Source organism: Mammaliicoccus sciuri, assembly GCF_002901825.1.
GTDB classification, from domain to species: Bacteria; Bacillota; Bacilli; order Staphylococcales; family Staphylococcaceae; genus Mammaliicoccus; species Mammaliicoccus sciuri.
Window position 1 is genome coordinate 20,788 of record NZ_PPQD01000004.1, and the last position, 13,149, is coordinate 33,936.

The following is a 13,149-nucleotide window of genomic DNA, read 5'->3' on the forward strand; positions in this document are numbered from 1 at the left end:
TTACACTAGCAGTAATACATATTATCTTTAGAAAGTAGGTAAATGCCTTATGAGAAAATTATACAATTTCATCATGGCGATTATTGCATTCTTATTATTAGCATGTTTGCCTGCTTTATTCGATGATCAACATTTTAGTTTCTTGAATTATCTTAATGCCTTGAAGTCGACATTTTTATACACATTTCATCCTCAAGAGATTATATTTACAAATAAAATATCACATGTTGAACGCAGTTTATTTCCATTCTTTATTGAACCTTGGATAAATACTATTGTGATTTTGTTTGCTGCGCTATTGTTAGCTTTTATCGTATCTTTATTATTTACATACCTTCTATATGTTAATGACCATATTAAAAAATGGTATTTAAAAATTAATACAGTTCTATCTATTATTCCCGATATTTTTTACATACCTTTTTCTATTTCATTGGTGATATTATTTTATCGATATACAGATATTCTATTGTTTAATGTAGCGAATAGTTCCGAGGATAAAGCTTTAATATTCCCTATTTTGGTGCTATCCATTATACCTTTAGTGAGTAGTGTGACATTTTTAAGTAGTATTCTAGATGATGTATCTCGTGCAGATTATATTGAATTTTCTAGAGCGAAGGGTTTATCTAGTAAAGAGTTATACTTTAAGCACATATTAAGGAATTTGTTTGCATCATATTTAATCAATTTCAAACATATTATCTGGATAACTCTTTCAAGCTTATTACTTTTGGAAAGAATCTTTAACATGCACGGTTTGTCATCATTTATATTTGATTATGGATCTCCAGAAGTATTATTTGTCACGTTTATATTGATTTATGTACCTATATCTCTCGCCATATTTATGAGTCATAAAGTATTATTTACCATCACTGGCGTACGGGGAGGGTTATCATGAAGAAATTTTATATACTATTAACGTTACTTATCTTACCCGCCCTAGTTGGTGTGATTTATTTTGATTTACTAAACATCACGCCTAAATCTATGAATTTTCTATACAATTCTAATGGGGATATTATGAAAAGCTCGCCATTTGCACCTAGCTTTAAAGCATTGTTTGGTGTGGATACCGCTTCTAAAAACATGTTATTTGAAGTGTTATCAGGATATCGTATCACTATACTGATTATCATCGTCATATCAAGTTTATCTGTTCTTTGTTCAGTAGTAATTGGAACTTATTTAGCATTTAATCGCAAGACAACAAGTATTTACAGTATCTTCTCTAATGCTTTATTTTATATTCCTCAATCTATATTGGCGTATATCTTATTACAACCTTTACTATATGAAACAATAGATGGATTTACGACTAATATGCAATTTAGAATGATTTATAATATCATTATTCTGACAATTTTAATGACACCAACGACAACAATGCTGATAAAAGAATCAACTCAGCATATATTAAATCAAGACTATATCGAAGCTGCTTATACCATTAGTCCTCATGATAAACATATTTTTATCAAACATGTATTACCTAACATACAAACTCAATATTTAATCATATTTTTGAGAATATGTTTTCAAACTTTGCTCGTCATGACACACCTAGCCTTCTTCAAAATATTCTTAGGAGGTACAAAGGTTTGCTATGGACCCGCATGTGAAATTATAGAACGACCAAGTATCAATGACTTAAGCAGTTTATTAGGCTTTCACTCTAACGAGCTAACAACAAACTGGTGGACATTCTACGCACCATTAGTTGGCATATTATATATATTTATCATTATTAATTTGATGTCTCAGGAATTGAAAATAGAACAAAAGTAAAGTGACAACCAAGAAATATATTAAAGTAAATATCATTCATAAGAATTTAGTATTTCTCGACTTTTTTCTAGTAACATTTCTGAAACAATAAATGATTTTAAAATAGAAATTATGTTTCTTCTTATAAAAATAGGATTAATTCTTAAAGCTTTTTGTTCAAAAGCAAGATTATTACCATTATAGTTCTTTACTAATGCAGAGAATTCTCTTAAGTCTTTTTTAGATAAATCAAACAAAACTACAGTCTCCTGAATTGTAGGTTCTTTCATATCTTCAGTGTGTAGTAGTCCGATAAGTGTTAATAAGCTAGTGTTGTGAAATTTTAACTTTTCAATTTCATCTAATAATAATTTGTATTCGTTACTTTCCAATAAAATCCCTCCTTTAAAGTAAATAAGGGTCATAACTCAAGCTATAATTTTATCATAAGGTTGCGTCACTAAGATTGTATCTCAGCTTCAACTATTCTTATACAAACCGAAAAGGAAAAAGATAAATAAAAAGACTCTAAAATAAACTAGAGTCTTTTTTAATAATGATATCTACATCCTATAATGATAATGTGATTTTCTTTAACCATATAAACTAGTCTGTGTTCATGATTAATACGTCTACTACAGTAGCCTTGTAAATTGCCTTTTAGTGGTTCAGGTTTACCTTCTCCTTCTAATTGGCCATCGCGCTGAATACTTTTTATTAGACTGTTAATCTTCTTTAATAACTTTTTATCTTGTGCTAGCCAATACTCATAATCTTCAAAAGCGGTAGGCGTAAATGTAATGTTTCGTTTACTCATAGGAATCTATATCTACCTCAACTGTATTATTTCTTTCCGCTTCTTCAATAGATTTTGCTAAGTGTTTAGCATTAGCAGGTGATTGTTGTAAATAAAGCGTCTCCATAATTGAATTATAATCATCTTCACCCATTAAAACAGCATTACTTTCATTAGTAGTAATCGTTACAGTATCACTATCATTATTTACTTTATCAATCAATTTCCTAAAATTTTTACGAGCGTTTGAATAACTTATTACAGTCATACCAAAACCTCCTTTAACACATTAATTGTACCACATGCTGTACAATTATCCAAGCTAGAAAACTAATTCTCAGTCTTCGTGCGATACAGCCTGATTTTACCCCATAACGCACGATATCTTTCAGTCTTCGTGCGCTCAAGCCTCATTAGACCCCTAACTGCACGATATCCCTCAGTCTTCGTGCGATACGGCCCTATTTTAGCCCCAACTGCACGATATCTTTCAGTCTTCGTGCGCGCAACACGTCTCGGCTTTTATCTATATCCCAACAACCTATCTTATACGTTAAGTTTTCTTGCTGAAATTTCTTTAATTCTTTCTGGATCTTGATGTGAGAAGAATTGGCTATCTTTCTCGTCTAATGTTGCGATTTTCTGTTTGTCTTCTTCTGTCAGTTCAAAGTCAAAGATATTTAAGTTTTCTGCCATTCTTTCAGCACTAACTGTCTTAGCTAATACAACAATATCACGTTCTACTAACCAGCGTAGTATAACTTGTGCGATTGATTTTTGATATTTATCTCCAATTTCTTGTAACACTTCATTTTGGAACAAACCATTTTTACCTTCAGCAAATGGAGCCCATGCTTCTACTACGACATTTTCTTTCTGCATGGCTGTTACTTGTTCTTCTCGTTGGTGGAATGGATTGATTTCTATTTGATTAACTTGTGGTTGAACTTTACTGTTTACACCTAAATCAACAATGCGATCAATACCGAAGTTTGATACACCTATTGATTTAATTTTACCGCTTTCTTTCAGTTCTTCTAGTGCTCTCCATGAACCAAAGATATCGTTATATGGTTGGTGAATCAGTACTAAATCGATATACTCCAGATCTAATCGTTCTAATGAGCGTTCGATTGATTGAAGTGTTCCTTCATAATGAACATTCTCCACCCAAACTTTTGTTGTGATAAACAATTCGCTTCTATCAACACCTGAAGCTTTAATACCTTCTCCTACTTCTGTTTCATTCATATATGCTTGAGCAGTATCAATATGTCTATAACCTGCTTTAATCGCATTTACCACTGCTTCTTTTGTTTCTTCTTTAGGTATTTGATAAACACCAAATCCTAGAACCGGAATGTTAACATCTTTACTTAATTCAATATGAGTCATTATGATTCCTCCTTAGTAAGTATGTTTACACTATAAACTATGGAGTTCACTCTAGAGCAACTTATTTGTTTAATGTTTTTTCCCATAATCGTTCAACATTTTCATTATCTACTTCACCAGCATCAATTTTAGCAATATGGTTATCGTAGTTATCGATTTTATATTGAAGTAAGTTTCGAGCATTTAGGATTAAATCGAGCTGTTCATTCAATTCTTCTAATTGATTTTGTAATATTTCTTTTTGTTGATTTTTAATATATTCGTCTTTCGGTAATTGCGCTAATCTGCAAAATTCAATAAGCGACTCGATACCAACGCCTGCTCTTCTCAAATTCTTCACTAAGTAAATCCAGTTTAGATCATTATTTTGATATTCTCGGTAACCATTCGAATCCCGCTTTACAGGTGGTATCACGCCAACCTTCTCATAATATCTAAGTGTATCTTGTGATACTTCCAATAAATCCACAACTTCTTTAGTCTTCAAAATATCGACCCTTTCTCGTGTAATTTTATTTAAACTATAGAGTTATCTTTATTTTATGTCAAAGTAAAACTTTCAAAAAATTTTATAAAAATTTCTTGCACTGGAGTTAACTCTATACATTACAATACCTCTATTAATTAAAAGGAGCTGTGTTATGTCGAAGCACACATTTGGTATTGTATTACCAATTATTCTATTCAGTTATTTCTTAATATTAATGGATAATTCTATTATTTTCACAAGTACAGTTAAAATCGCAAACGACCTTCAGATGGATGATGCTTCACTCTCTTGGGTGTCGAATGCTTATACAATTACATTTGGCGGATTTTTATTACTAGCAGGTAGACTTGGTGATTTACTCGGTAGGAAAAAGATCTTTCTTATAGGTTTAATGATATTTGGTATATCAAGTTTATTAATCGGTATCTCTCAAACTGACTATCAAATTATTACTTTTAGAGCTATTCAAGGCATTGGTTCAGCTATCATTGCACCTACTTCCCTTGCACTGCTTATGGATACGTATGAAGGTAAACAACGTATGAGAGCTATTAGTTATTACGGGGCAACAGCAGGCATCGGTTCAAGTATAGGTTTACTACTTGGAGGATGGTTAACAAGTGTTATCAGTTGGAGATCAGGTTTTTTAATTAATGTACCATTTACTATAGTACTCATCATTTTAACAATCTTATATGTTAAACAAACACAAATAAAGCGTACAAAAATAGACTACTTCGGTGCAATTCTTTCTGTTATAGCAGCCATGAGTTTAGTTTATGGTATAACATCTAACGCTTTACCATTCCTTATACTAGGATTCGTCCTTATCATTGCTTTTGTGTTGTTAGAGAGAAGACTTGATTATGCATTAATGCCAATATCGCTTTTCAATAATTCTGTACGTTCCGGTGCATATATCGGCAGATTTATATTCATGATGGCAATGTTGTCATATTGGTTTATACTCCCTCAAATTATGCAAGAAATTTATCACTATACACCATTACAAGCTGGTATAGGATTCTTACCTCTAACAATCGTTAACTTTATAGCAGCAATGTACTTACCTACTATTACTGAAAAATTCGGTAACACAAAAGTATTACTAACAGGACAAGTGATATTAATCATTGGCTTAGTCATATCTGCTATAGTAAACCCAACAAATGGCTACTGGTTAGCAATCGGACTTCCGATGATACTTGTGGGATTAGGGCAAGGATGGATCCTTGCACCACTCACAAATGCAGGCATATATAAAGTGGATAACAACATAGCTGGCGCAGCAAGTGGCATGACAAATAGTATGCATCAATTAGGCGGACCAGTTGGATTGTCCATCATCGTGTTATTTACCGCTCAAATTACAAATATCACCACATATTACCATGCCGTTATGTGGATAATAACAGCATATATGGTTCTAGCATTAATCATTTTAATTTTCACGCAGAAAGAGAAAATAAACGCATAATAAAAGCTGAGACACGTTGAATGTCTCAGCTAATTTTTGTATTACTCTTACACTAACCTCAGTCTTCCTGCGCTACTTTCCTTCTCCACTCAATATGCGTGCAACGGCTTGTGCGACTTGCTTTGGTGATTGTGGATTCTGTCCTGTAACGAGTCTGTTGTCTACTTGAACAAATGGTCTGAATGGTACTTTTGCTTTGTTGTATTTGGCATCTCGGATTTTAAGTTCACTTTCTAACATAAATGGTACAAGGCGCTTACGGTTAGCTAATATTTCTTCTGCATTTGAAAATCCTGTGATTTGTTTACGATCGATAAAGTATCTGCCGTTTTCATCTTTCACATTCAATAATGCTGCGATGCCGTGGCACACTGCTGCGACAACGCCACCGTGACGATATACTTCATTAACAGCATCTTGAATATACATATTATCTGGAAAATCAAACATCACACCATGTCCGCCGGTAAAGTAAATGGCATCGTATGTTTCAGGATTCGCTTCACGAATAGATGGACTATTTTTAAGCTTCTCCATAAAAGTACGATTGTTATAATAAGCCTTTGATAGTTTATCTAGCATTAGTGGATTAAGACTTACCGGATCAATAGGTGTTTCACCACCTTTTATGTTAAATAAATCGATTTGATAATCTTCTGAATTAAAATAATCATAAAAATGAACGAGTTCACCTAGCCACAGTCCTGTTGGTTTACGTGTTCCTTCATAATAATCTGCGCTTGTATTAACAATCATGATTTTCTTCATATTACGATTCTCCTTTTAAAATATTTTTAATGCCTTCTTCATAAGTTGTCACTTTAAAATTAGGAAATCTTTCTTTAAATTTATCGGACTTAAAGACGTTATCATATTTATATCTTGGTAATAATTCAGTAAGTTCTTTAACTTGTTGGTTAAATAGACTACCTAATTTAAATACCCACATTGGTACAGTCATATACTTAATTTTCTTATTTAAGATTTTCTCTGCTTTTTTCAAAATATCTTTATAAGACACACTATTGTCTGTTGGTAAATGCCAAGTTTCGCCGTATGCATCTGGTGTATTACCGAGCAATGCTAAGGCACGACTCGCATCAGGTGTCCATATAAGTGTACGTAACACAGAAGCATTAACCGGTACTAATGCACGTTTACCTGCTCTCACACGGTTAAAAACTAATGAATTGGTAAAGCTTTGTGTCAATCCTGGTCCGTAGAATTCAGGGGCGCGACCAATAACAGCATTAATAGATTGATCTTTCATAGCTGATAACAACATTTCAGCTATATCCGCACGTACTTGTGATTTACGACCTTCTGGTACAAATGGACTGTCTTCAACCTGTACGTTATCGTTTTTCTCATACATATACGTATTATCAAAGAATGCGAGTTTCGTATTTGTTTCTTGGCATGCTTTAATGACATTCTCCATAATCACTGGGAAGCGTTCTTCCCACATTTCTGAATTTGCAGGTAAACCAACAGCAAAATAGACTATTTCACTACCTTCCACTGCTTTAAGTGTATCTTCGTATTTCATTAAATCAGCAGCTACTAACTCGTCTGTATCATGAATTTTCTTTGGCTTTCTACCTACTAAACGTATATCTCTCGTATAATTTCTGTAAATTTCTTTAGCAATTTCTTGCCCAATTTGTCCGTTACTTCCTAAGATTGTTTGCATATCCAATGCTCCTTATAATTAATTTACTGAAAAACAGGCTGGGACATAGTGTATGTCTCAGCCACATTAAGTATTTTGGCAGTAAATGTCTTTATTGAAATTACGCTCTTTCCAACTTAATTCATTCCTACCGGGGCGAGCTTACCAATTCATTTGTTCAAATCAGGTTTCTGCCCCAACCTCTAATATATACTTTATTTATTCTTTTTATTTATCCAGTTGGTTGATATATCCATAGCTGCACGTGTTGCATTAGTTTGATCCATTGAATTAACCATTACAAAATCATGAATAATACCTTGGAATCTCATGTGTGTAACCTCAACGCCTGCCTCTCTTAATTTATTTGCATATGCTTCACCTTCATCTCTTAATACATCAGCTTCAGCATTTAATATCATTGCACTAGGCAAACCTTTTAGTTCTTCAACAGATGCTTTCAATGGAGAAGCGGTAATTTCATCCCTCTCGTTTGCATCTGTCGTATATTGGTCCCAAAACCATTGCATGCCTTCTTTAGCTAAAAAATAATTTTCTGCAAATTGATGATATGATTCCGTATCAAACTCCGCATTAGTCACTGGATAATATAATAATTGTTGATTGATGGGTAGTCCGTTTCGTTGTTTCGTCATAATTGTCATGACTGTAGCCATATTACCACCAACTGAATCTCCTGCAACGGTTAGTTTATGAATGTCTAAGTTTTTCTCATGTGAAATATCTTTTAATTGTTGCAATACATCATAATTTTGTTCAATTGCTGTCGGGTATTTTGCTTCTGGTGAAAGTGTGTATTCAGGAAATACCACTACTGAATGCGTTCTTACTGCTAGTTCTCTCACGAGCTTATCATGTGTCTTAGCACTACCAAATACCCATCCTGCGCCATGTATATAGAATATCACTGGTAGTTTCTCACTACTTCCTTCAGGGCGTATAAAACGCACAGGTACATCACCAAATTTTTCAGATGTGAATGTTGTGTCTTCTATATCTACATTATACTTATCTACTGGAGACGATTGAACTTCTTCTAATAAAGCTCTACCATCTTTAGGTTCTAATTCATAAATACGAGGATGTGACTTGTTTGCTTCACTAAATTCTTGAGCTGCTTCTTCCAGAACTACTTTATTAACCATGATATATCTTCTCCTTTAAAATCAAAATTTAAATAAATGTGTTACTATTGTTTATCCATAAGTTTAAACCTATAAACATAACGACTAAAATTTTTTACGCTTTTTCTTTATTTTTAATATTTTCTTCTAAAGAAGCTGTCAGTTCTTTCAACCAAAGTAACGCATCGTCTAAATCAGAACGGTAATATCTTTCCAATCCAACTTGCTCAACAGTTAACAAGCCCACTTCATACATTAATTTCAAATGATGAGATACAGCAGGACGTGAAATCGTCAGTAGTTCAGTAATTTGATTCACAGTTAATTGTTCTTCTCTACATAATAGAACAAGAATTTGTTGGCGCTTCTCATCTTGAAGAATATTCAATAACTTCGAACCCCTCTTAAATACCTCCATCGTCTTGTCTTTCATGTCGTCTCTCCTTAACAAATCGTTTCAATGATTATTATATACCACGTATAGCACGTGAAAGTCAAAAGGGAAGATTGTTCACACTATCATATTATTAATATGATAGTATATATACCAAGTCTAAGGAGGTATGCTTAATGAAGAAATTGATATTAATGATTGCATCTATTTTATTACTCAGCGCCTGCAGTACTGCTGATGCGACAACGCAAGATTTGAAGAAGGTTGAAGATAAATATGATGCTAATATAGGTGTTTATGCTTTAAATACTGCAACTGATAAAGAAATTACCTTTAATGAAGATAAGAGATTTGCCTATGCTTCAACTTTCAAAGCCATAAGTAGTGCGATGTTACTTGAAAAGACACCCCACGATGAACTAAATAAGAAAGTTTATGTTAGTAAAGAAGACATTGTGCCGTACTCACCTGTACTAGAAAAATTTATCAATAAAGATATCTCAATTAAAAAGTTAATAGAAGCAACAATGTTATACAGTGATAATACTGCTAATAATATGATTATTGAAGAATTAGATGGCTATAAAGAAGTTAATAAAAGGTTAAAATCATTAGATGATAAGACTACTAAACCTTCTAGAATGGAACCTGAATTAAACAATTATAATCCAAAGAGTAATAGAGATACTTCGACACCACAAGCTTTCGGAAAAACACTCAATAAACTCATTAAAGATGGTCGTTTATCAAAAGAAAACAAAACATTCTTAATTGACTTAATGGTCCATAACAAAAGCGGAGATACATTAATCAAAAAAGGTGCGCCAAAGAATTTTAAAGTAGCAGATAAGAGTGGACAAGCCATCACTTACGCATCAAGAAATGATGTTGCTTTTGTATACCCTAAAGGTGAATCAAAACCAATTGTTCTCGTTATATTCACAAACAAAGAAGGCAAGACAGATAAACCAAACGACAAAGTAGTCAGTGAAACAGCTAAAGTCGTATTAGAAAAATTTAATGATAAGTAGGAATAAAACCTAGTGAAATAAGTCATAAAATATAAAAAGCAGAAGAACATCAGGTTTTACTGAAATTCTTCTGCTTTGTTCTATTAATCTAACTACGTTCGACGTTAACATTTTTCAGGTTAACTTTACTTTCAGGACCAGATAACTTCTCGATTTCTTCTAATGTTTTTCCTCGTGATTCTGGAACACATTTTTTAACGAATACTACACCTAATATACAGATTATGCCGAATATCGCAAATACGATTTCTTGTGGAAAAAATGCAGTCATAATCGGGAATAATAAGCCAACTAAAAATGAGCCTATCCAATTTAGTGAAGAAGCAGCTCCTGAAGCTAAACCTCTAATTGATAATGGGAATATCTCACCAACAATTACCCAAGTTAAGGGTGCCCATGTGAATGAATAGAATGCTACATAAATACTTAGGAATATTACAATGATGATTGGATTAGCATTTGGCATGATAACATTAATAATAGTCGGTAATATGAATGACAATCCCATCACTGTTCCACCTAACATTAATAATGTTCGACGATTAAATTTATCTGCTATCCAAATAAATAATAATGATCCTAGTACTAATATCACACCTTGAATGATTGGCCATAATAATGCAGAACTTGCTGAATTACCTGTCGCTTGCTCTACGATTAATGGAATGTAATAGAAAATAGCATTTGCACCTTGAAATTGTTGAAATGCTGCGACACCTAGACCAGCGACAACCAAATATTTATATTTACTATTGAATAAAGTGCTTAATGTATTATTTGTCGTTACTTTACTTTCTGTTATAATCGTACTTCTAATTTCTTCAAGTTCAACATCAACTTGCTTTGTTTTACGTAAATTCATCAATACATACTTGGCTTCTTCAAACTTGCCATTTTTAATTAGAAATCTTGGTGATTCTGGCAATTTTAATACACCTAAAAATAGAATGATTGCTGGAACTGCAGCTATACTTAACATCAATCTCCAACCTAACTCAATAGGTAAATCTCTTAATAAAAAATCGACGATATAAGATAAGAGCATACCTGAAACGATCATCGTTTGATTCAAACCAGATAACTGACCTCTTAATTTTGCTGGTGCCATTTCAGACATATATGCAGGTACTAAAGCAGAAGCTGCCCCTACAGCTAAACCTAAGATGACCCTAGAAATAATTAAGAAATAGTTACCATTATGTGGTGCAATACCAGATAATATTGATCCAACAACGAATATTATTGCCGAAATTAAGATCATTTTTCTACGACCTAATTTATCAGATAGTCTCCCTGCTAAGATACCACCAAATATGGCACCTAGCATAACTGAAGATGTTATTAGTCCTATAATAAAGCCACTATTTATACCCCAATCTTCTCTAAGAAAAGGCAACGCACCTGTCATAACACCAATATCATAACCAAATAGAATACCGCCAAATGCTCCAAAGAAATAAATAAAGCTATTAGACACCTTACTTTTCGTTTTCATAATCCCATCCACCCCTTTTTACTTTCAAATTCATCTATGTTATTTCAGTTAGTCTTTATTTAATCACAACATACTCTGCATCAAACATCTTAATTAACGTCTCAACTTCTTCTGAATTTAAAGTTAGTGATAGTACTGTATGATGCCCGCCTCCTTCTTCAATCCAACGTCTAACGCCCGTTTCTAAAGAAGGTTTCGTCTTCCATAATACTCTCGCAACTGGTAAGTGAGGTGCTGGTTCTGTTAATGATTCAGCTACTATTTCATTAACGATAAATTTATAATGCGTACCTAAATCTAACATTGTCACAACAATACCCTCTCCAGCTTTACCGTCAAATACTAAACGTGCCGGATCATTTTTATCTCCAATACCTAAGAAATCTACAACAATTTTTGGTTTAGTAGCAGCCAATGTAGGATCAACTTCTAACATATGTGAACCAAGTATATTTTGTTTATCGCTTCTCATGTCATACGTATAATCTTCCATAAATCCAGTCGCTTGATTTTGAGTAGCAATCTTCAATAATCTATCAAGTGCAGCCGTCTTCCAATCGCCTTCTCCAGCGAATCCGTATCCTTGTTCATTTAAGCGTTGAACTGCTAAACCTGGTAATTGTTTCATACCATGTAAGTCTTCAAAATTAGTAGTAAAGGCAGTGTAACCTCCATCATCTAAGAAACGTTTAATTGCAATTTCATATTTGATTTGTTCTTCTACTGATTGATTAAAATCCACTTCATTATAATCTCTGTAATCAAAGTCATATTTCTTCTGATATTCTGCAAATAAATCTTGAACTTCTTCTTCTTTCACATCTTCAATATAAGCAACTAAATCACCAATACCAAAGTAATCTACAGTCCATCCAAATTGAATTTGTGCTTCTATTTTATCGCCTTCAGTAACAGCAACGTTTCTCATATTATCTCCAAAGCGTGCTACTTTAAGGTTGAAGCTTTCATTATAGGCATTTGCTATAAGCATCCAAGATTTAATATCATCTTGTGTCGCTTTATCTTTCCAATGACCGAAAATAATCTTATTCTGTTTATCTAGTCTTTTATTAATAAAACCATACTCTCTATCTCCATGTGCTGATTGATGTAAATTCATATAGTCCATATCAATTTTTTCCCAGGAAATATTGTCATAAAATTGAGTCGCTAAATGTAGCAATGGCTTTTGAAGTAACTTCGTACCTCTAATCCACATTTTTGCTGGAGAAAATGTATGCATCCATGTAATAACACCCGCAATATCATCTCTGTAATTTGCTTCTTTCATAATATTCGTAATCACATCAGCAGTCGTTGCCAACTGTGTTTGTAACTCAATTTCAAAAGGTAAATCCGCATGTTCATTTAAATAAGTTGTCATTTCTTGTGCGTCTGCTTTTACCTTCTCTAAAGCTTCATCACCATATAGCGCTTGTGATCCAACTACAAACCAAAATTTCTTTTCTGTACTCATCTAGAAT

General features: G+C 33.1%; 15 protein-coding genes. 4 read left to right on the forward strand and 11 right to left on the reverse strand.

Features of this window, described 5'->3' with window-relative positions:
• Nucleotides 1-49: 49 nt before the first annotated feature.
• Together CD035_RS00680 and CD035_RS00685 are read left to right on the forward strand one after the other, a co-directional pair.
• Entirely contained in the window at nucleotides 50-904 is an 855-nt protein-coding gene (locus CD035_RS00680; RefSeq protein WP_048540375.1) for an ABC transporter permease subunit, read from the forward strand.
• Nucleotides 901-1,791: an ABC transporter permease subunit gene (locus tag CD035_RS00685; protein WP_048540374.1), complete on the forward strand. Its 891-nt coding sequence runs from the start codon at nucleotides 901-903 to the stop codon at nucleotides 1,789-1,791. The genes CD035_RS00680 and CD035_RS00685 overlap by 4 nt, the downstream gene beginning before the upstream one ends.
• A 32-nt stretch (nucleotides 1,792-1,823) precedes the next feature.
• Here CD035_RS00685 and CD035_RS00690 read toward each other — a convergent pair whose 3' ends face one another.
• The 5 genes from CD035_RS00690 to CD035_RS00710 form a co-directional block, all read right to left on the reverse strand.
• Nucleotides 1,824-2,162, reverse strand: coding sequence for a hypothetical protein (locus CD035_RS00690; protein WP_048540373.1), 339 nt, complete (start codon nucleotides 2,160-2,162; stop codon nucleotides 1,824-1,826).
• Between the two features lie 158 nt (nucleotides 2,163-2,320).
• On the reverse strand, nucleotides 2,321-2,587 hold the full coding sequence (locus CD035_RS00695) for a Txe/YoeB family addiction module toxin (RefSeq protein WP_048540372.1): 267 nt from the start codon (nucleotides 2,585-2,587) through the stop codon (nucleotides 2,321-2,323).
• Entirely contained in the window at nucleotides 2,580-2,834 is a 255-nt protein-coding gene (locus CD035_RS00700; RefSeq protein ID WP_048540371.1) for a type II toxin-antitoxin system Phd/YefM family antitoxin, read from the reverse strand. Before CD035_RS00700 ends, CD035_RS00695 begins: the two co-directional genes overlap by 8 nt.
• 278 nt (nucleotides 2,835-3,112) lie before the next feature.
• Complete coding sequence (locus tag CD035_RS00705) at nucleotides 3,113-3,961, reverse strand: aldo/keto reductase (RefSeq protein WP_048540370.1); 849 nt, start codon at nucleotides 3,959-3,961, stop codon at nucleotides 3,113-3,115.
• Between the two features lie 61 nt (nucleotides 3,962-4,022).
• Entirely contained in the window at nucleotides 4,023-4,448 is a 426-nt protein-coding gene (locus CD035_RS00710) for a MerR family transcriptional regulator (RefSeq protein ID WP_048540369.1), read from the reverse strand.
• A 154-nt stretch (nucleotides 4,449-4,602) separates the two neighbouring features.
• On the opposite strand from CD035_RS00710, the gene CD035_RS00715 reads away from it, so the two are divergent.
• Nucleotides 4,603-5,928, forward strand: a complete 1,326-nt coding sequence (locus CD035_RS00715) for an MFS transporter (protein ID WP_048540368.1) — start codon at nucleotides 4,603-4,605, stop codon at nucleotides 5,926-5,928.
• 72 nt (nucleotides 5,929-6,000) lie between these two features.
• Here CD035_RS00715 and CD035_RS00720 read toward each other — a convergent pair whose 3' ends face one another.
• The 4 genes from CD035_RS00720 to CD035_RS00735 all read right to left on the reverse strand — a co-directional run bounded on the left by CD035_RS00720 (nucleotide 6,001) and on the right by CD035_RS00735 (nucleotide 9,178).
• Nucleotides 6,001-6,696, reverse strand: coding sequence for a type 1 glutamine amidotransferase domain-containing protein (locus CD035_RS00720; RefSeq protein WP_048540367.1), 696 nt, complete (start codon nucleotides 6,694-6,696; stop codon nucleotides 6,001-6,003).
• Between the two features lies 1 nt (nucleotide 6,697).
• A complete protein-coding gene (locus CD035_RS00725) occupies nucleotides 6,698-7,621 on the reverse strand; it encodes an NAD-dependent epimerase/dehydratase family protein (protein WP_048540366.1) in 924 nt (307 codons plus the stop codon).
• A gap of 194 nt (nucleotides 7,622-7,815) precedes the next feature.
• Nucleotides 7,816-8,766: an alpha/beta hydrolase fold domain-containing protein gene (locus CD035_RS00730; RefSeq protein ID WP_048540365.1), complete on the reverse strand. Its 951-nt coding sequence runs from the start codon at nucleotides 8,764-8,766 to the stop codon at nucleotides 7,816-7,818.
• A gap of 94 nt (nucleotides 8,767-8,860) precedes the next feature.
• Complete coding sequence (locus CD035_RS00735; protein WP_048540364.1) at nucleotides 8,861-9,178, reverse strand: ArsR/SmtB family transcription factor; 318 nt, start codon at nucleotides 9,176-9,178, stop codon at nucleotides 8,861-8,863.
• Between the two features lie 137 nt (nucleotides 9,179-9,315).
• Between CD035_RS00735 and bla the strand changes: the two genes are divergently transcribed.
• Nucleotides 9,316-10,170: a BlaZ-like penicillin-hydrolyzing class A beta-lactamase gene (gene bla, locus CD035_RS00740; protein ID WP_048540363.1), complete on the forward strand. Its 855-nt coding sequence runs from the start codon at nucleotides 9,316-9,318 to the stop codon at nucleotides 10,168-10,170.
• An 88-nt stretch (nucleotides 10,171-10,258) separates the two neighbouring features.
• Here bla and CD035_RS00745 read toward each other — a convergent pair whose 3' ends face one another.
• Both CD035_RS00745 and araA read right to left on the reverse strand, forming a co-directional pair.
• Complete coding sequence (locus tag CD035_RS00745) at nucleotides 10,259-11,665, reverse strand: sugar porter family MFS transporter (protein WP_048540362.1); 1,407 nt, start codon at nucleotides 11,663-11,665, stop codon at nucleotides 10,259-10,261.
• Between the two features lie 55 nt (nucleotides 11,666-11,720).
• Nucleotides 11,721-13,142, reverse strand: coding sequence for an L-arabinose isomerase (gene araA, locus CD035_RS00750; RefSeq protein ID WP_048540361.1), 1,422 nt, complete (start codon nucleotides 13,140-13,142; stop codon nucleotides 11,721-11,723).
• Nucleotides 13,143-13,149 lie beyond the last annotated feature (7 nt).